The sequence below is a fragment of the Sphingomonas melonis genome, from assembly GCF_013409985.1.
GTDB lineage: Bacteria > Pseudomonadota > Alphaproteobacteria > Sphingomonadales > Sphingomonadaceae > Sphingomonas > Sphingomonas melonis_A.
Genome location: NZ_JACCBY010000001.1, coordinates 828,558 through 847,842, shown reverse-complemented (window position 1 = coordinate 847,842; position 19,285 = coordinate 828,558). Strand labels below are relative to the sequence as shown.

Below are 19,285 nucleotides of genomic sequence, written 5' to 3'. Positions count from 1 at the left end.
GGTCCTGCCGGATCTCCGATCGCCCATGAAGATTGCCACCTACAACGTGAACGGCGTCAACGGTCGCCTGCCCGTGCTGCTGCGCTGGCTGGAGAAGGAGCAGCCGGACGTCGTCTGCCTGCAGGAGCTGAAGGCGCCGCAGGAGAAGTTCCCGGCGACCGCGATCCGCGATCTCGGCTACGACGCGATCTGGCACGGCCAGAAGAGCTGGAACGGCGTCGCCATCCTCAGCCGTGTCGGAGAGATCCACGAGACGCGGCGCCGGCTGCCGGACGATCCCGATCCGACGCAGAGCCGCTACATCGAGGCCGCGGTGAACGGCATAATCATCGGCGGGCTCTACCTGCCGAACGGCAACCCCCGGCCCGGTCCCAAGTTCGACTACAAGCTCGCCTGGTTCGAGAAGCTCATCGCCCACGCGGCGACGCTCCTGGAAAGCGGCCTACCGGTGGTGCTTGCCGGCGACTTCAACGTCATGCCGACGGAAGCCGACGTCTACAAACCAGAACGCTGGACCAAAGATGCACTTTTTGCACCAGAGGTTCGGGCGCTCTACGCGCGGCTCATCGACCAGGGCTGGACGGACTCGCTCCGCAGTCTTCACCCGGACGAGACAATCTACACCTTCTGGGACTACTTCCGGGACGCCTACGGTCGGAACGCCGGTCTCCGCATCGATCATCTTTTGCTCAGCCCGTCGCTCGCCGGTAGGCTTGAGGACGCGCAGGTGGACCGGCAGGTGCGCGGCTGGGAGAAGACCAGCGATCATGCGCCGACATGGATACGGCTGGCGGCGGAGATGCCAGTCAAGAAGCGGAGATCCTCGCGGAGAGACAAAGCTCACGAATGACGAACCTCACGCAATAGGGAGTATGAAAGGTCGTCCAGGGGAGTGGGTATCTACTCTGGCGCAACGAAGACCAAAAGTGGGCATTTGACGTCGCTTTTCTTGTTCCCGACTTTCGCCATTCGTTCTTCACGAGCCCCGCCGGCGTGCAGCGGTAGCTCTAGCTGGAACGAAGCACGTGTAATAGTGTGCAGCCGACATGATCGCGAGCGTGCCACAGCGATGGCCAATCATTTGTGCTTAATTGAAGGCGGAAGCAGTAGCGACGCGAGCCTCTTGTCCTATGGTGTAGATGCAGTAATGATGCATTACCAGCAAACCTAAGGAGCAAGAAATTGGCTGATCAGGATCAGGTCGAGTTAGGTATTAGCCCCGTAGAATTTGCAACGGAACTGACCGTTGCGTGGCTCAGCAACTCAAATAACCGGGTCAGTGCCGATGACGTTCCGGCTTTTTTGACCAAGATGCATGAGACGGTCAATGCGTTGGCGGCGGGTGCTGTCACGAGCGGTGAAGTCGAGCCAGCGCAAGAATACACGCCCGCCACGACAGCCCGTAAGTCGCTGGCATCGCGCGACCACATTATTTCTATGATCGATGGCAAGCCTTATAAGACCCTGCGCCGCCACCTTGCGACTAACGGCATGACCCCGGATGAATATCGCAGCCGCTATGGGCTCAAGGCTGACTACCCGATGGTCGCTCCCGCATACTCGGAAAGTCGTAGTGCGATGGCCAAGACGATCGGATTAGGTCGTAAGCCGGGGCAGACCAATGCGGCTAAGGGAGAAGGAAAGCCTAAAGTGCCGAAGGCCAGCAGCGCTAAGGCAGCGGCTAAGGCCATCTTGGTGACAGTAAGGAGTAAACCTACTTCATCAAAGTTTGCAACACCTACACTGCTGCCTCTGTGACGATCATGCAGAAGATCGTGAAGGATTTCGATACTATCTGATGCGGCACGGAATATGGCTGAAGCTGATTACATAAAAATGCCAGTCTAGTTTCTGGCAAGCATTAGCCCGTTTACTTTACAACGAGCGTGGACTTGACGTAAGGCTAGGACCGGGGATCACGCAAGCCCGATCCCCTTTGTCATTATGCCAAGGAATGCTTTACAAAGAACACTGACCGGCGAAGCTGTCGATCAGCTGTTGGCTCAGGATGATGCTGACTGAACTTAATTGGCCGTCAAAGCGGACCAGTCAGCCCTGAAAAAGTAGAGCCAGCTAGGCACATGCAACGCTGGCTCTTTTTCGTATCAGCCGATCTGATCGGTCTGTGCGCCGCTATCGGGGCGTGCGGCACCGAGCACCGGTTCCTGTCCGAGCGGTTCATTTTTGAAGACGGTGAATTCGCCTTTCCCGTCGATGGAGGGACCCTGCGTCCAGCGGCCTTCGGGATAGCTACCGTCGACAGAGGTAGCGTAGAAGTTATAGTTGTTCTGCTGGTCTTCCATGTCCTGTGGGAAGCTGTTGGGGATCGGCAGATTGGCTTCTGCACCCAGCTCCTCGATCACGGCAAGCCACTGCTGCTGATGCATCGTGTCGCGCGCAATCATGTAGTGGAGCATCTTCTTCATGCCCTCGTCATGAGCAGCGTTGAACAGGCGTACCGCCAGAACGCGCCCTGTGCTCTCCGCCGCGACGTTGCAATACATGTCAGCCGCGACGTTGCCGCTCGCATAGATGTGGCTCATGTTAAAGGGTACGCCGTCGGAATCGACTGGCATGGCTGCAAGCCCCGCCGACAGAAGGTTCTTATGGATCATACCCTCAATGGCATGGCGACCGTTGCCGCCGCCCATGACTGCACCGACAATCCCGTCGGCCGCACCCTCTTCCTGCAGTGACGTCGGAGCCTTGTCGAGGTTGAGCGCGACAGCAGTTGCCAGCATTTCAATATGCCCGATTTCCTCGGTTGCTGTGTGCAGCAGCATATCGCGATATTTGGTGGTTGGCGCGCGGTTGCCCCACGCTTGGAAGAAGTATTGCATGCACACGCGGATTTCGCCTTCCACACCGCCAATGGCCTGCTGGAGCATCGTCGCAAAAGCCGGATCGGGCTTTTCGACGGTGACGGGGTACTGAAGGCGGGCGTCGTGATAATACATGCGGATCTCCCGTCGCAGCTTATCCGCGACAGCTCACCCAACGAACTGCATCGATCTAAGTTACTGAAAACGATGTTGATCTAGAGCAGCATCGCACGGGTTTTTTGGTCAACTTTGTCGTGGTTCTGCGTCCGGATATGAGGGTACGAAATCAGCTTGATAACTAATCAGGTCTGTTACCAAGGCTGATGCCCAAGCCTGATCTCTCCAGTTTACCTGAGCTGGCGGAACGCAGCCTCGAGAGCACCGCGCTGCAGCGGTTTGCTTAGTATCAGCGCCGACGCAGGAGCAGGCACGCACTCGCTCGGTGTACCGGTTATGAAGATTACAGGGACATGACCAAGTCGGGCAAAGATCTCTGCCACTGCCCGCGGCCCCGTACCCTCCAGCAAGCGCACGTCCGAGGTGATGAGATCCGGACGTCGATCCATGGCTGCGGCTACAGCTTCCGCCTCCGTCGAGGCAATCTCAAATGAGGTGACACCTTCATCTTCAAACAACAGCTGTATATTCATTGCTACAAAGGGCTCGTCTTCGATGATGAGGATGTGACACATTGCTGTTCCGATGGACATACAGCAGCCCGAATTACCCGAAGATACGCCTTGCGCCCAGCTTGCAACCTGAAGCATGGCGCTCTACGCTGCCGCTGGGTGCTGACGATCAAGTTGGCTGCTTTGGTAGTTGAACACTCGGACCAATGGTGTCGATCACCTTACGTGCGTCGAAGGCCTGCACATTCTCAGTGCTTGGTGGGCCTTTGATCATCGCAATTTCAGCCGTTGCCTCATAACGGTCAATCGTGCGCACATTCGGAGTGTTGAAACCCCCTCCCCATGCGCCCCAGGGTCCCCAGCCTAGGCTGCGGCCGCCAAACCGGCCGTAATAGCGCCATGAGGGTCCCCACGTGTTCCTGAAGCCGGCATAGCCAAAACCAGGCCCGCCAAAACTACCAGTCGTATAGGTTCGCGATTGGCGGTCTGTATTGCGATCAACCGCAATGAAGTAGTCATAGCCATGCTGCAGGGTCAGCTCGGCTGCATGGAAGAGGAGGTAACGCTCCACGGTATCACGGGAGGTGTCGCTATTGCCCGCGAAGTTCACCAGAAAACGATTAGGTTCAATCTGTCGCTCGCTATAGCCGGTGCGATTGAAACCCTGCCCAGTCGCCGGTCGATAGCGCGTTTCGGTCGCACACCCAGCGACCATCAAAGTTGATGCAGCAAGAGCTGCGACCACGGCTGTACGGCCGAAGGACAAAGTCATTGGGGATCTCCGTCGCGGCAAGACGCGGCGACAAGATTTTAATAGCTTGCCGATCTGGAACAGGAGATGAACAACGCATGCAATTCGGTCGGTAAGTGCTTGATTTTGCGTTCGAATAGTGCCCCCGCGTGGTTGGACAGCTCCTGCTTGCGCAGGTGTTTTCGAAGCACCTATGCGGATCACGCTGGCTGGATGCTACCCATGACTTATGGTTGCACCTGCTGCTGCGCGACCCAATCGGCGACCTGGTAGGCAGCAAACGGTTTCACCAAAACGGGCTCGTCGTTGGCAGATCGTGTCACTGTGGCACCGATCAAGGTCAAACAGGGTAGGCCGTGATCCGTCAGCGCTTTCAATAGGTCAGCTCGATCCGGTGCACTGAGAGGATGGCACACGATTACCGCGCATCTCTCGCCAGCCATTATGGCTTGAACGACGCCTTGTACCTCAGGGGCCGGTGCCAGCACCTCGATCCCGCGGTCCTGCAAGACGGCAGAGACGTACCCCGCTTCGAAAGACGCCTGCTTGGCTACCAGGATGACCCGGCCACTTGCTGCGTGTTCATCGCTGCTCACTCTGCCGGCGCATCTGCGGGAACGACAGACCCTCCTGATGGCATCCGTGCGCTTAGCTTTACCTTCAGCCGCCGATAGGTCGCGAGCGCCTGACCAACAACCTGGTCCATGTTGTAGTAGCGATAGGTGGCGAGCCGTCCGACGAAGCTGACGTCAGGCTCTGCAAGAGCCAGTGCCTCGTACCGCTTGAACAAGGCTTGATTTTCCTCTCGCGGAATCGGGTAATAGGGGTCGCCCGTCGCGTTTGGATACTCGTAGGTAACGCTGGTTCGATCCGAGACCTGTCCAGTCAGGTGCTTGTACTCGGTCACACGAGTATGGGCCACGTTCTCGTTTGGGTAATTAACGACCGCAACCGGTTGATGCTGCTCTTCTTCGAGCGTCCGGTGTTCAAAGCGCAAGGACCGGTAAGGCAGCGGGCCATAGCGATGACCGAAGTATTCGTCGATCGGCCCGGTGAAGACAAGGTGGTCGTGCGGATACGCCTCTCGTACGTCCGCGTAATCGACGCCGAGCAGGACGTCGATATTTGGATGATCGAGCATCGCTTCGAACATCTTGGTAAAGCCCTCGCGCGGCATTGCCTGATGCGCATCACCGAAATAGCGATCATCGGTGTTAGTGCGGGTTGGAACCCGCGCCGTGACCGACTTGTCCAGCTCCGACGGGTCCATGCCCCATTGCTTGCGGGTGTAGCCACGGAAGAAGGTCTCATAAAGCTTTCGTCCGACCTTCGACACAACGACGTCGGCCGAGGTGAGGATCGGATCGACCGGCTCAGCGCGCGCCGCCAGAAAAGCCTCAACCTCCTCGTCGCTCGACAGGTTCAGGTCATAGAGCAAGTTCAGTGTTGTGCGGTTGATCGGCATCGGCACGCGCTGACCATCGACGTCTGCGAGGACACGATGCTCATAGGGGCGCCACTCAGTGAAGCGGGAGAGATAGTCAAAGATCTCGGTTGAGTTAGTGTGGAAGATATGTGGGCCGTACTGGTGGATCAGTATGCCGGCGGCATCGTGATGATCATAGGCATTGCCAGCGATGTGGGGGCGGCGATCCACCACCAGCACGCGCTTGTCGCCGTCTGCTGCGAGCCGTTCGGCCATCACTGCGCCGGCAAAGCCCGCTCCAACGATCATGACATCATAGTGTTTGCGATCCGCCGGCCATGTCACCGGCGAAACTACGGGTTCGTGCCGGTTACGGCTGGCAATTTCGGCATCGATCAACGCCGTCATCTCTAACGCCGTGCTGCGCCAGGATCCCCGTGCAAGTTGCGCATCGGCCTCATCGCGCCACGCGTTGCCCGCCGAGCGGATCTTCATAGCCGTTTCGCAGGCAGCGACGAACTCCTTTGACGTATCGGCGATGCTGACACCAGTGAGGCTGCCGTAATGGCGTACGACGTCGACTATCGGCGTAGATACGACCGGGCATCCGGCCGCAAGGTATTCGGGCGTCTTGGTCGGACTGATGAAGCGGGTTGCCTCGTTGATCGCAAACGGCATCAGGGCAACGTCCCAACCCGCCATATAGTCGGGCAACGCCGTGTACGGTCGGCCGCCGAGATAATGGATGTTGTTGCGGCGCGGCAGATCTGCCTCGTCGATCTTCACTACCGGCCCGATCACGACCAGTGCCCACTCCGGATGCGCATCCGCAAGTGCTGCAAGCAGGTCCATATTCATTCGCTCATCAACGACGCCCGCAAAACCGAGTCGCGGTGAGGGTAGGAACGATTGGTCTTCCGGCTCAGCCATGCCCGATGCCCTAGCCCGGGCGAAGTGCATGAAGTCGATGCTGGAGGGGAAAGCGTGCACGTTGCCATGCCGCCCTCGTTTCGATTCGTACAGGCTGGTCCCACCCGTAAAGACAAGGTCGGCGCGTTCGATCAGCAACTGCTCACGCGACAGAAGCTCTGGCGGTGCGCCCTTGAAAGCGGACAGCTCGTCCATGCAATCGTACACGATGCAGGCAGATTCTACGTGGTCCGAAAACGGCAACATCATCGGAGTGTAGTACCACCGAATGATGTCGCTACGGTCGTAGCTGAGCTCGGCATCGAGGAGCGCCGTGAGCGCCGCATCCTCACGCCCGCGCAGGCTGTCATCGAGCTGCGGCGTGAGCACGACCACGCCGCTGTTGGGGCATATATGTCGGCTTAGCGTGGAGGCTCCAGGACGGTACTCCGGCTCCTCCCAAAACAGCACGTCATGCGTCGCGGCGAAGCGCGTCATCAGGTGCTGGGGCCGCTGAAACACGAATGCCCACCGGAGATGGCTGAAGCAGATCAAGGTCGGGCGGTTGCGCCCCTTGATGCAGGCGGATGCCTTTGCCGAAGTGAAAAGCTGCTCAGTGGCCACAGGTGTCCCCCTTTTATGTTGTTACGATCGGGAAACATGGGAGCATCGGGGCAAGTTCCGGCTAAGTGATTGATCCTTGCGGCAGATTAGGACGATTGCAGGAACGATGGGAGCGGGTGCCCGTTTGGTGCACGGGAGGGCACATCCATGGTTCTGCAACTTTGGGGCGGGCCGGAGTGCACCGTCAATCGCACATCAGGCGGCTACCAAGATCAAACGCGATTAAGCGGCCATCATGATCGCCTAAACGATCTGGAGCTCTTCGCATCATTGGGCCTTACTGCCATTCGTTATCCAATCCTCTGGGAGCGGGTTGCGCCGGATCCTAAGATAGAGGCTGATTGGTCGTGGACGGACAGTCGGTTATCCAAGCTCTGCGAACTCAACATCCGTCCGATCGCCGGGCTTGCTCATCACGGCAGCGGGCCATCCCACACGAACCTTCTGGACGAAAGCTTCGCGGTCGGACTTGGTCGCTATGCGGATCAGGTCGTGAGGCGCTATCCATGGATTGACGATTGGACACCGGTCAACGAGCCGCTGACCACGGCGCGATTTTCTGCGCTATATGGTCATTGGTACCCTCATGCCCGCGATGAGAAGTCATTCTGGCGTGCATTGCTCAATCAGATTGACGGGACGAGGGCGGCAATGCGTGCCGTTCGCCGGATCAACCCTGCAGCACGTCTCGTCCAAACGGACGACCTTGGCCGAACATACGCTACCCTTAACCTTGGCGAACAAGCAGCTTTTGACAACGTCCGCCGGTGGGCTAGCTGGGATCTCCTGTTCGGTCGAATTGTGCCTGGCCACCCGCTTTGGAGTCGCCTTGATCGCCTCGGATTTGGAGAACGCCTGCGCCGTATCGCTGATGATCCATGTCCGCCCAACGTTATTGGCGTAAACCACTATCTGACGAGTGATCGCTTTCTGGATCATCGTCTGCAAAGGTACCCCCGCGAGACGCATGGCGGCAACGCTCGCCAGCGCTACGCTGACGTTGAAGCGATAAGGATCCTTGATCCAGCGCCTGCGGGCCTCGCTGGCGCGCTGCGCGAAGCCTGGGAACGCTATGCTACGCCACTTGCCGTGACCGAGGTTCATAACGGATGCACTCGCGAGGAGCAGCTGCGCTGGGCTGCAGAGGCGTGGGATACCTGCTGCGCCTTGCGAGACGAAGGTGTCGATGTTCAGGCGGTCACCGCCTGGTCTCTGCTGGGGGCCCATGGTTGGAACACGCTGCTCACCCGCCCCGGTGTGTACGAGCCTGGCGTCTTTGACGTCGCGACCGGTACGCCGCGCCCGACTGCCTTGGCATCACTGTGGCAGGGCCTGCCTACTAGCGCCCTGCGCCATCCGGTGGCGCAGGAGCCGGGTTGGTGGCGAAGACCGGATCGTCTGATCTACAGGGCGTTAAGCCATCCCACGGCTCCAAGCTCTCGTGCTACGCCTGTGAGCACACCGACGCTGCTGATCTGCGGCGCTACTGGCACGCTGGGACAGGCATTCGCGCGCGCTTGCCGCCGGCGCGGGATCGGTCATCGTCTCGTTGGTCGGGACGTGCTGGATCTCGAACGTCCCGACGCGATCGGAGCCACTCTCAATCAGATCAGGCCGTGGGCGGTGATCAACGCAGCAGGCTGGGTTCGCGTCGATGAAGCTGAAGCCAATGAGGCAGCCTGCCACGCGGTGAACGCGACCGGAGCGATCGCACTGACAAAACATTGCGTTGATCGTGGTATAGCGAGCCTGAATTTCTCCAGCGATATGGTATTCGATGGCTGCGCTGATCGTCCGTACGTCGAAACCGACAGGCCCAATCCACTTAACGCCTATGGTCGTAGCAAGGCGGCCATGGAGGAAGGATGCATAGGCCTTCCGGGAGCACTTACGGTAAGAACTGCTGCGTTTTACTCGGCTCAGGATCGCTATAATTTCGCGATCGCCGTCGTCGATGCGCTGTCAAACGGACGGTGTTTTCGAGCGGCTGAGGACCATGTCGTCAGTCCCACGTTTGTACCGGCGTTAGTCGATGCTGCGTTGGATCTGCTGATCGACGGGACAGAAGGCCTTTGTCACCTGGCAGGGGCGGATGCAGTGAGCTGGGCTATCTTTGCTCGTCGGGTCGCTAAAGCAGTCGGGCTAGATGAAAGGTTGATTGACGGGGTTGCCGGAGCCTCTTTAGGCTGGACAGCAGCGCGACCACTTCAAGTCGGTCTAGCGAGCGAACGCTGCGCAGTACTCGGAAGCCTTGGTCAGGGCATAAAATCCTTTGCAGATGATCTGGATCGAAATTGCGCGAACCTGAGGGCTGCTTGACAGATGCTTGTGTCGGTACCCCCGTCACTAAAGATCCGACAGGTATCCACAGCGGCGCGAGACCCACATTCGGTCATTCGCGATCTCTTTTTGTCTCCCCATCTTCTGCCATCCATTCATAGTGCCAGCCTGAGAGGTGCTGAGCCTCGGCCCTGCCAACTTTCCTGAAAAAATGGTGTTTCGAGAAAGGATGGCCGGGAAGGTATGGTTCGCATATGTCCCTGGCCCGACAGGGGAACGACATGATCGATAGACGTATGCTCATGGCAAGCGGCCTCGCGTTCGGCGCAACAACCGCGTTCGCAGCGGAACCATCGTCAGCCGCAAAGCGTGCTGCCATTGACGCAATGCCGCTACCGCTCGGCTTCAATGGCGCATTCGCCTACGCCCGAGGCGGAACCATGGCGCATGCCCGGTATGTCGGCATGGCCGATGTCGAAGCAGGTAAGGCCATCTCACCCGCCACCCAGTTCAAATGGGGCTCTGCATCAAAGTGGCTGGCGAGCGTCACAGTGCTTCGCCTCGTTGAACAGAAGCAATTGTCCCTTGATGCCCCAATCACGGCGTATCTCCCGGATTTCCGGCACGATACCGGCGAGCAGGTGCTGTTGAAGCATGTGCTGTCAAACACCAGCGGCATCCCTGATTTATTGACCCGCCAGCTTGCGAATGAGCCAGCTTTGCGGACAACGGACGCTAGCGCAGCGTCTATGGTGTCGCGCTTCGGTGGTGGCGATCTGCTGTTCGCGCCCGGAAAGGGATGGGACTACGGAGCTATAAACTGGGCGATCGTTGCGGCGATCCTCGAACGGCTGACCGGTGAGGCATTCGCACAAGTCGTCGCAAAGCAGACCCTTCACCCACTCGGCATGTCCGCTACCGAGTTCGTGCAACCAAACCAGCCTCTGATGCCGAAGCTGGCTGCTGCTTACAGCAGTGGATTGCCACCGGTACGTAAGATGGCTCCAAACCCGTCGTTCATTGCCGCAAGTGGCAACACGGCCAGTACCTTAGGTGACGCGGTGCGTGCGGCACACGGTATCTTTCACGGCCCGCTCCTTGGTGCCGCCTCCCGGCGTAATCTTACGATGGTCCGATGGCCGGACGAGAATTATGCTCTTGGCGGGCGCATAAAATCGATCGACGGCACCCTTTGGGCTTGGGAGATAGGTAAAATCCAAGGGTATCGCGCGCTCATCTCGCATCGGCTTGACCGGAGTGAAACCATTGTGGTCTTTAACACAACGGACATCGAGCAATCGCAGCTGGGTAGTTGGGTTGAAGCCATCGCTCGCGCTTGACACAGCGAACACCGAGGTGGCTCACCAAAACATCGCCTCGCCAACGGTCGCGATTACGAACGTGACCGCGCCGATCGTACCCACCGGCGTTCGGGGCATCCGCTTTCGCTAGCCAGCGAGTTTCGGGATGCAACGGTACTGGGGCTGGCCAAGATCGGTCAGGCGGCGGTCAGCCGCTCCGCGGCTGCGGAGACCCACTTGTGGTCGTTCAAAGCGGGATCGACGCTCCCCAAGACCCGACATCCGTTCATTGGTTCGCGAACAGGCCCACTACGCTCATTAGCGCGTCCGGCCCAAAGAAGCGCGCGAGATTGCTGGCGCTGAGGTACGCGACCGGATGGCTGCGCGCGAACAGCTCATTCTCATAGGCCGCTAAAGCAGCTTCATGATTATCAGGATGGCTTATCAAAGCGCGCGCGAGTTCGGCGCCATCGAGCATGGCCAGGTTCGCACCCTCGCCGGCGAACGGTGACATGAGGTGCGCCGCGTCGCCGAGCAGCGTCACTCCTGGCTTTCGCCGCCAGGTGAGCGACGAGGGCAACGCATAGATGGAGCGGATGACAGGCACTCCGTCGCTTGCGATGAGCGCGCGAAGTGACGGTGCCCAGCCGTCGAACAGAGTCGCCATGCGCGCGGTCGCGGTTAGCACGTCCGCGGTTGCGCAAGCCTCTGGTCGGCTCACCGCGACGTAGGTGTGGATGCTGCCGTCGGCATTGCGATGCGCCAGGATTCCCTGGTTGGGTGCCACCGCCATCAGCGTACCCGACCCGATCACCGCCGCAGCAGCATGCGCGCGAGGATCGTCGGGCCCGAGATGCAGCTCGAGAAAGTAGGTGCCGGTATAGGCGGGGCTAGCATCGGTAAGGAGCGGGCGCACCCGGGACCATGCGCCGTCCGCGCCAACCAACAGCATCGTCTCGACGGCCGAGCCATTCGCGAACGCCACCGTGTGGCGACTAGATCCTGTCGCACGAACCGAAGAGACCTTATGCCCCCACCGCACGACACCCGGCGGTAAAGTGCTCAGCAGCATCTGGCGTAGCTCGCCGCGATCAATCTCCGGCCGGGCCGAGGCAGCGTTGCCCGGTCGGTCGAGCAGCACCGTGGCTTCGCGGTCCACGACCCGCTTTGCATCCTCGCCCGGCCGCACCAGCGTCAGGAATTTGCCGTACAGACCCAGCTCACGCACCGCCCGCTGCCCGCTATGCTCGTGAAGGTCAAGCAGCCCGCCCTGGGCCCGCGCATCCGCCGACGCCTCCCCTTCGTACACGGCGACCTCGATCCCGTGCCGATGCAACATGCCGGCAAGCACCAAGCCGCCTAGCCCGGCGCCGATGATGGTGACGTCTTCTCGCATTTGTAAGCGCTCCTTGGTCTCGCGGGCTGCCCGCATCGACATCAGTGGAGCCGCTGGCCGGCTTTTGGCCGGCGTATGCGCGGGGGTGGTCGCAACCACGCCGCCGTTTTTCGCAGCGATTTGCCCTTAGGACGACCTCATCGATCGCGCAACACTATGCCCATTCGGCGGGCTGGACCCAGAAACGGCCATTCGCAGCACTTTTCCTGCTTCCCAACATCGGGCATTCGTTCATCCCGACGCTGAGATCTAAGCGCATAAACATTCTTCCTGGATGTCAATAAAGGATGGAAGATAGAGCTGGCAGAATTTACCCGACACCGAGGCAGGTCCGGGCGATTAACTCTCTGAACCGCCCCGGGTTTGCCGGAGGCCATGGGTTGTGAGTTACGCTGCCATATCCAGGTTCTCAGCGGCAGCATAATAGCGCTCTTCGGCTTCGGCAGGCGGGATATTGCCGATGGGTTCGAGCAGGCGACGATGGTTGAACCAGTCGACCCATTCGAGCGTGGCATATTCGACGGCTTGAAAGCTGCGCCACGGCCCACGCCTGTGGATCACCTCGGCCTTGTAGAGGCCGTTGATCGTCTCGGCCAAAGCGTTGTCGTAGCTGTCGCCGACGCTGCCGACTGATGGCTCGATCCCGGCTTCGGCGAGGCGCTCGGTGTACTTGATAGACACGTATTGCGACCCGCGGTCGCTATGATGGATGAGGCCGCCCCGATGGGTCGGCCGGCGGTCATGGAGAGCCTGCTCCAGGGCATCGAGGACGAAGCTTGCATGCGCCGTTCTGCTGGCCCGCCACCCCACGATCCGCCTGGCGTAGGTATCGATGACGAAGGCGACGTAGACGAAGCCTGCCCAAGTCGCGACGTAGGTGAAGTCCGACACCCACAGCATGTTCGGCGCTGGCGCGTAGAACCTGCGGTTGACGTGATCCAGCGGGCACGGCGCTGCCTTGTCGCTCATCGTCGTGCGAACCGGCTTTCCCCGGATCACGCCCTGCAAACCCATGTCGCGCATCAGCCGCTCGATGGTGCAGCGGGCGACCGGAAAGCCCTCGCGCATCATCTGCCGCCACACCTTGCGCACGCCGTAGACCGCAAAGTTCTCGGCGAACACGCGCGCCACCTCGGGCTTGAGAGCCTGATCCCGCTGCGCCCGCGCCGACAGGCGCATTGGATCCTGTCGCTGCGCGACGCGCTCGAAATACGTCGATGGGGCGATCGGCAAAACGCGGCAGATCGGCTCGACCCATAGACATCGCGGTGATCGTCGATGAAGGCGATCATCGCCGGAACGGGCGGTTGAGCTCCGCCTGGGCAAAACACGCGGATGCCTTGCGCAGGATCTCGTTGGCCTGGCGCAGCTCGCGGACTTCACGCTCCAGCGCCTTCATCTTGTCAGCGACCTCGGTCGGAACGCCAGCGCGCTTGCCGCTGTTCACCTCGGCCTTCTTTACCCACTCATGCAGCGTCTGCGGCACGCAGCCGATCTTCTCCGCGATGGAAACCACCGCTGCCCATCGCGATCGGTAATCGCGCTCGTGATCCAGCACCATCCGTACCGCTCGCTCGCGGACCTCGGGCGCAAACTTGTTCGTCGTCTTGCTCATACAGGCTCCACCTTCTCAGGAGTTGGAGCCTCCGACAAACCCGGGGCGGTTCAATACGCTTGCCCTACCCTCTTCAGATTACCAGCTGGTGCATTTAATCTGACGGAGCCGCAGCACACCATTGTCGTTGAGGCAGTCGAACCGCGCGGGCAAGATGCCAACTATCCGTGCTTCGTTGCCGGAGAACGATGCTGCCCGCCTGAACTGTCGGCGGCATTGCCGCCTATGAGTTGTTCCGCGAGGCGATGAGCGACCCGACTCACGAAGAACACCAACAGCTACGTCAATGGCACGGCAGCCCCTTCAACCCCAACGAGACCGACGAACTTGCCGCAAAGCGTGCCGTCGCCTCTATCGCGATCCGGTGACGTGCCGGCAAGGCTGCCTTCGAAAAGAGGCGCATTCGCCATCGATACGCTGTGACGGTTCGAATTCGTTGAAGAACCAAATGGCGGACGCTCGCGCTATGCTGGTCCTTTGGACAGCATGGCTTTGTGAGAGCGACCGGCAAGCAACTCGTACTCTACGACATCGTGGGCGCAGAATATCCGTATTTCGTCACCGTGCTCGACGTCTAATCGACGAAGCCGTTCAAGATTTGTCAGCCGTGCGACGGCATCGACCTGCATCAGCCGCTGATACCCGCGTAGCCCAGGTGTGCATGCATAATGCCTGCCGCCGATCTCTCCACGATAGAAATATGCATCGGCTGCATAGAACAGCCACTTGCCGCCGTCCTCCTGCACCGCGACCCCGGTGTGCCCCCAGGTATGCCCTGGAAGCGGCACCAAGAGGACCTCCGGCGGCAGCCCCTCCAGCGAGCGCACCGTGTCGAACCCGAACCAACGGTCGCCCCCACCAAGGGGATACAGGCGCCAGTCGTTGACACCATCCCACTGCCCGGGCCGATAGCGCTTATTGCCGACAAAGGCGCCGCCCTGCTTCTGGTCTGCCACCTCCTTCTCGCGGGCCGTGACATGCACAGCCGCGTTGGGGAAATCTTCCAGTCCCCCGGCATGATCGAAGTCGAGGTGGGTGACAATGATGTGCCGTATGTCGTTCGGATCAAAGCCGAGCGCCCGCACCTGCGCGATAGCAGTTTCCTCAGATCGAAGCTGAGGATTGTTCAGCCCGAGAAAGAAGGGCGACAGCCTCCGTCTGGGATGATCCACGTCCTTCTTGCCAAAGCCCGTATCGACCAACACCAACCCGGCATTGGTCTCGATCAGCAGGCAATGACAAACTAGCGCGCCGTAAATGCCATCGCTGCGGCCGTCGAAGGCGCGTCCGCCGATTGGGCAGCAGGTGCCACAGTTCAGATGGTGGATGCGCATCAGCGTAGCTGCCACCGACGCAAGCGAACACGGGTGCGTTCCTCCTGCTCTGGCTCGCGTGAGCGACTCTCCAACCACCAGCCGGCAAGACCACCCACTGCGGCGGCAATCGATCCGCCGAGTGCGTTAACGAGGTATCGGTTCTTGGTCATGTGCCGCTCCAGAATTTTGAAGCTGAACGTTCCCGGCATACCTTTAGCCGCCGAAACAGCTGCTAAATCGATGCAATCCTAGTTAGTGGATCACAGTACGGCTTCGCCGACAAAACCATCGCGCCGAGCGCTGCCTATGGGATGGTGACCCAATATCGGCCATCCACCGTGTGCCTAGCCCTGCCCAAAAGCTGCCGTTTGTTCATTCCACGCGAACGCTCAGTTTCGCAGGAGCGCTCCGCTCGCTCAGCGCCCTTGGTTGGTAAAAAGCGGAAGAGAAGTGGGCGCTGCTAGTAGCTCGCGCCATCCACCAGCCGGTGCGGCAGGTCGCGCCAGAGTGCGGGATCGAACATCCGAAGGTTTACCCCCATGCGCGGGTAGGCCGGATCGGTTGCGGTCCAGTGCGTCGTGCAGCCGCAGGCTGGGCAATGCCAAAGATCAAGCGCGCGATCGCCGTGCTGATAGGAGGCGCCCGAACCGACCACAGTTACGGAACCGGGAGTGCAATAGTGCCAGAGCCCGGCCGTGCGCCTGCATATCGAGCAGTTACACTCGGCCGCCTCGACCGGCACGTCGCGCAAAATGAGTTGAACTCGCCCGCAGTGGCAGCTTCCGTGATGCTCGTTCGGCCTCGCGGGCTACTCTCCTTAGTTAGACCCGGTCAGAGGATCGTCGCACGCGAACCAAAGGTGCGCAAATCCCCACCCTACTTCCTCCCGCCGCTTCGCGCGGGTTCGCGGGTTTACGGCCGCGGTGACCCAATTGTGTCTACTCAGCGCTCGCTCGCCACTACACGAAATCCTCACTTCCATCATGTGCAGAGCAAGGCGGACATCAGGCGGCAAATCCATCCGAGGCTTGCCGCGAATTACTCAGCTTCGATATCGCTATACGTTGGCGACCGCCGGGTTTGAGCATCCGTGACGAGCGTGATTAGGGGTTCGGCTGCAGAAGCTTTAGTACCGCATCGCTCATGAGATTAGGAACATGTTTTTCATATTCGGATAGCAGCCGGGCGCCCGTGTCGCTTCCCAGACGAAGACGAAATTCCTCGCTTGCGAGATCTGCAGGCGGGCGATTGGGACACGCGACGACGTAGCCAAACGGGAGATCATCCAGCTTCCTGATCGCGAGTTCAGCGGCCGGCAAGCCTGCCCGGCATGAGGCGTAGAGCCGACGCGTCATCGGCGCACGGTCCGCCGGTGCAATGCTGTCGTCAATGTCCCCGACGTAAACATACGGCGGCGCCTTTTGAAAACTCCTGAGCGAAGCTTCATAGGCGGGCAGGCGGCGCGCGATGAGCGTGGAGCGCCATTGATCCAGCTGGTGAACCCGCTCGTTGGCACCTGGGTAGCTGCACGTTGGATCGAACGCATTTGTCAGCCCTCCTCGCGCGAAGCCGTAACGGATGGCGTGCTCATAGCCGTAGGCAAGACGTTCGTCGTCGCCGTCGGGCCGTTCGCCGACGCCGATGGCGAAGAGACTCTTTTCCTCGACCTCCGTGTCGCCAGGAATGTCATAGATCAGCAGGGCGATTGCGAAGGCGTCCGCATCGTGCTCGCGTTGCCGCTTCTCTTCGCAGGTCAGGGTTGCGGGAAAGGGCACATGCCCAAGCGCGATGTGCCCGAGCTCGTGCGAGAACACGAATGAAAGCGCCGGCCGGAAATGCGAGTTCAGTCGCATGAATACATCGAACATAGCCATGCCGTCCGCGCCGGAGATCTCCCCTCCGTCCGCGGCAGCCGTCAGCCGCGTCTCCATTTCCACGAATATGGCCGTCTCGCCGCCCTTCACCCGCAAGCTTTCGAGCAGCGCCACCGATCTACGAAAATGTTCATCGAAATCATCTTCGTAGCGCATGCCCGCTACACCGTTCCGTGCAGCCGCGAAATAGAGACGGGCGCGACGCTCAAGTTCTGGATCGTCAATGGATCGGGTTGACGATATCCCGAGAAACGATGCCAGCGACTGGCTAAAGCCGGCATCCCCGTTTGCGGCTTCCCGGAGCGATCCGATTACGAGGCCGCGCAAAAATCGCGCGCCGAGCCGGATTTCCTCTGGTGAGATAGCGGTTGACCAAGCGAGTTGCTGGTCCTCGAACGTCAGCTTCGCCCGATTCACGCTTGTAGCCTGTAGCGGCGTCACCTTGAGAACGGTCAATGCAGCAGCTACCGACGGCCAACTTTTCTCGAGCACCGCTTTCTGAACGTCGAGTTCGTCCGATAGATAGAATTGTCCGGATGTCACCTGGTCGGGAGCCATGACGCGCTCTACCTCGGGATTAAATTTCGCTCCTGCTTGGGGAAAGAGGTTCGCGATCAATCGGAAATCGTCGGCGTCTCGGACGACCTCCACCGCGTTGGGAAGCGCGCGCTGTAAGCTCATCTGCGCACTCACAGCCGTTGCAGTCAGCGCCGCAAGCAAGCCGAGGGCGGTTCTGCGCACGCGCTATCCCCCGATCGTCGCTCCACCTTCGCTTGGCGTCCAGAACTCATCCTCAAGCTTCGCCTCCCGGATCGCGCCGCCAACCCCGCCGGCCACATTTTTCAATGTAAACCGTTGCGCGAGGAAGCAGACGGTCAGCGGCTGAGTAAAGTTCTGGTCGATCGTGAATGATCGGGCGCTCTGCGCCGAAAGGATTGGCGGCAGCGTGGACAACGATGCCGAGCTCGGTTGCGCAGATGCGCCGGCACTCGCGGGAACGCCGCTAGCCGCCGGCTTAGACGCGTTGCCGAGCGAGACGTTCGCCGTGCCGGAGGCCGGTTTGCCACCACCCAGCGTAAGCCCCGCCGATCCGGTCACGGGAAGGCTGTTCGACGGAGTGGACGGTTGCGAGGTGGTGCCCCCCGCAATCTTGCCGCCGTTCGTAGCCTTTACTGATGGCGGTGGCGAGCTGGGGGCCGGGGCCGAAGCCGCATCTCCTGCTTTCGCGTCACCCGCTTTCGGCATCGCAGTGGACGGGGAGCTTGATGCGGGCGGCGCCGCACCCGAGACCGTAAGGGCCTTGGTGAATGGTACTTCACCGCCGAAAGCTGCAGCCGCCGATCGATCGACGGTTAGTTGCATGTGCTTCGCGACTTGGGTGTTGCGGATGACAAAGTAGCGGTTGGCTTCATCAATCAGGCCGGGATCAATCGTGCGAAGCGCGGCGCGGGCATAGGCCTCGTCAGTCCTGAACTCCTGTCGCTCGGTCAGCGTGACGGACGTCGCGTAGTTCTTGGACGCAGACACCGACAGGAGGCCTCCAAGGCCGAGGAGCTTTGCCAGTAGGCCCGCACTCACCCGTCCGCTCGAACCCGCGGACACGGCCGACAGCTCGCCGCCTTGGGCGTTTATCTTGTCGCTGACATCCGTGAGCTCGAAACGAATGCCATTTCGGTCGAGGTAGAAGACACGTCCGGGGCGATCAAGCGCGTTCGGGCCCTGCAGGCACTCCCAGCCCTTGGGCAATGTGTTCTCGAGAGCCTTCGAAACGTCCTGCTTCTTCTGGGCAAGGCTGGGTGTGGGCGTCAGTAAAGCGACGATGATTGCAGCCCTGAGCAAAGTCATGTGGCTTCTCCATGTCCTGTCGTAGCTGCACTATACCATGCATCTCGCGCACGCGGAACATGCGTTCGACCCCCGGGTCGTCTGTACAAGGGCTTCGCCGCAGGAAGACCCAGTTGCAGACGTTCGGGATCCCATTCCCACCTCTCAACTTCAGACATTCGTTCATGTCCGGTCGACGTCTCGACCGGCAACCGTGGAATGGCGCAATCTGGGACTTACCGGTCATTCCAGATGGCCTTCGCGAACGGCGGCCTTCGTTAAGATCGGACGTTCGCGCGTGATCGCACCGGCGGCGAATTACCAGCACATAGCCGCTTCCAGACCGGCAGCTCTTGGACGAGATATTCGCGAAGCAGGCATTCGAGGTATGGCTTTCCGATTAGGCCGGGAGGGGCTGGCGTGAGCCTTTTACGGTCAGCGTTTGTCCGGTGACCTAACGCGAATGCCGACATCGTTTAGCAAGAGCTAATGGCCTGTTCACAATAGACCGTATCGGC

The 19,285-nt window shown here is 60.1% G+C and carries 13 protein-coding genes, 2 pseudogenes and 1 other annotated feature; of the genes and pseudogenes, 5 read left to right on the top strand and 10 right to left on the bottom strand.

Annotated features, from left to right (window positions below; genetic code table 11):
* The first annotated feature begins 25 nt into the window (after positions 1-25).
* Positions 26-850: an exodeoxyribonuclease III gene (xth, locus tag HD841_RS04155; protein WP_218845418.1), complete on the top strand. Its 825-nt coding sequence runs from the start codon at positions 26-28 to the stop codon at positions 848-850.
* 332 nt (positions 851-1,182) lie between these two features.
* A complete protein-coding gene (locus tag HD841_RS04150) occupies positions 1,183-1,758 on the top strand; it encodes a MucR family transcriptional regulator (protein ID WP_218845358.1) in 576 nt (191 codons plus the stop codon).
* 347 nt (positions 1,759-2,105) lie between these two features.
* Here the strand turns inward: HD841_RS04150 and HD841_RS04145 are convergent, their stop codons facing one another.
* The 4 genes from HD841_RS04145 to glf all read right to left on the bottom strand — a co-directional run bounded on the left by HD841_RS04145 (position 2,106) and on the right by glf (position 7,161).
* On the bottom strand, positions 2,106-2,957 hold the full coding sequence (locus tag HD841_RS04145; protein WP_179507590.1) for a manganese catalase family protein: 852 nt from the start codon (positions 2,955-2,957) through the stop codon (positions 2,106-2,108).
* Between the two features lie 212 nt (positions 2,958-3,169).
* The gene (locus tag HD841_RS04140; RefSeq protein WP_257015210.1) at positions 3,170-3,589 is read right to left on the bottom strand and encodes a response regulator; all 420 of its coding nucleotides are present in this window, start codon (positions 3,587-3,589) and stop codon (positions 3,170-3,172) included.
* A 31-nt stretch (positions 3,590-3,620) separates the two neighbouring features.
* On the bottom strand, positions 3,621-4,223 hold the full coding sequence (locus tag HD841_RS04135; protein WP_179507589.1) for a CC0125/CC1285 family lipoprotein: 603 nt from the start codon (positions 4,221-4,223) through the stop codon (positions 3,621-3,623).
* 571 nt (positions 4,224-4,794) lie between these two features.
* Complete coding sequence (glf, locus tag HD841_RS04130) at positions 4,795-7,161, bottom strand: UDP-galactopyranose mutase (RefSeq protein ID WP_373562922.1); 2,367 nt, start codon at positions 7,159-7,161, stop codon at positions 4,795-4,797.
* A 147-nt stretch (positions 7,162-7,308) separates the two neighbouring features.
* On the opposite strand from glf, the gene HD841_RS04125 reads away from it, so the two are divergent.
* The gene (locus HD841_RS04125; RefSeq protein ID WP_179507588.1) at positions 7,309-9,480 is read left to right on the top strand and encodes a family 1 glycosylhydrolase; all 2,172 of its coding nucleotides are present in this window, start codon (positions 7,309-7,311) and stop codon (positions 9,478-9,480) included.
* 242 nt (positions 9,481-9,722) lie between these two features.
* Positions 9,723-10,781, top strand: a complete 1,059-nt coding sequence (locus HD841_RS04120; RefSeq protein WP_179507587.1) for a serine hydrolase domain-containing protein — start codon at positions 9,723-9,725, stop codon at positions 10,779-10,781.
* Positions 10,782-11,028: 247 nt separating this feature from the next.
* Here the strand turns inward: HD841_RS04120 and HD841_RS04115 are convergent, their stop codons facing one another.
* Entirely contained in the window at positions 11,029-12,237 is a 1,209-nt protein-coding gene (locus tag HD841_RS04115; RefSeq protein WP_373562921.1) for an FAD-dependent oxidoreductase, read from the bottom strand.
* A gap of 288 nt (positions 12,238-12,525) precedes the next feature.
* Positions 12,526-13,753, bottom strand: a pseudogene (locus HD841_RS04110) (IS3 family transposase).
* Positions 13,357-13,472: a sequence feature (AL1L pseudoknot), on the bottom strand. It overlaps the preceding pseudogene by 116 nt.
* 215 nt (positions 13,754-13,968) lie before the next feature.
* Between HD841_RS04110 and HD841_RS20945 the strand changes: the two are divergent.
* Complete coding sequence (locus tag HD841_RS20945; protein WP_373562948.1) at positions 13,969-14,121, top strand: IS1096 element passenger TnpR family protein; 153 nt, start codon at positions 13,969-13,971, stop codon at positions 14,119-14,121.
* A 96-nt stretch (positions 14,122-14,217) separates the two neighbouring features.
* Here the strand turns inward: HD841_RS20945 and HD841_RS04100 are convergent, their stop codons facing one another.
* From HD841_RS04100 to HD841_RS04090, 4 genes and pseudogenes are all read right to left on the bottom strand, one after another.
* Positions 14,218-15,087 carry an MBL fold metallo-hydrolase gene (locus HD841_RS04100; RefSeq protein WP_179507585.1) on the bottom strand — a complete coding sequence of 290 codons (870 nt, stop codon included), beginning with the start codon at positions 15,085-15,087 and terminating at the stop codon, positions 14,218-14,220.
* A 442-nt stretch (positions 15,088-15,529) separates the two neighbouring features.
* Positions 15,530-15,847, bottom strand: a pseudogene (locus tag HD841_RS21050) (GFA family protein); the annotation flags it as partial.
* A 325-nt stretch (positions 15,848-16,172) separates the two neighbouring features.
* On the bottom strand, positions 16,173-17,684 hold the full coding sequence (locus tag HD841_RS20940; RefSeq protein ID WP_179507584.1) for an ImmA/IrrE family metallo-endopeptidase: 1,512 nt from the start codon (positions 17,682-17,684) through the stop codon (positions 16,173-16,175).
* A gap of 3 nt (positions 17,685-17,687) precedes the next feature.
* Positions 17,688-18,788, bottom strand: coding sequence for a hypothetical protein (locus HD841_RS04090; protein ID WP_179507583.1), 1,101 nt, complete (start codon positions 18,786-18,788; stop codon positions 17,688-17,690).
* Positions 18,789-19,285 lie beyond the last annotated feature (497 nt).

Excerpts from the sequence above, each read along its gene's own strand:
- xth (WP_218845418.1), top strand. The coding sequence starts at position 26 with ATGAAGATTGCCACCTACAACGTGAACGGCGTCAACGGTCGCCTGCCC.
- HD841_RS04145 (WP_179507590.1), bottom strand. The coding sequence starts at position 2,957 with ATGTATTATCACGACGCCCGCCTTCAGTACCCCGTCACCGTCGAAAAG.
- HD841_RS04140 (WP_257015210.1), bottom strand. The coding sequence starts at position 3,589 with ATGCTTCAGGTTGCAAGCTGGGCGCAAGGCGTATCTTCGGGTAATTCG.
- HD841_RS04135 (WP_179507589.1), bottom strand. The coding sequence starts at position 4,223 with ATGACTTTGTCCTTCGGCCGTACAGCCGTGGTCGCAGCTCTTGCTGCA.
- HD841_RS04125 (WP_179507588.1), top strand. The coding sequence starts at position 7,309 with ATGGTTCTGCAACTTTGGGGCGGGCCGGAGTGCACCGTCAATCGCACA.
- HD841_RS04120 (WP_179507587.1), top strand. The coding sequence starts at position 9,723 with ATGATCGATAGACGTATGCTCATGGCAAGCGGCCTCGCGTTCGGCGCA.
- HD841_RS04100 (WP_179507585.1), bottom strand. The coding sequence starts at position 15,087 with ATGCGCATCCACCATCTGAACTGTGGCACCTGCTGCCCAATCGGCGGA.
- HD841_RS04090 (WP_179507583.1), bottom strand. The coding sequence starts at position 18,788 with ATGACTTTGCTCAGGGCTGCAATCATCGTCGCTTTACTGACGCCCACA.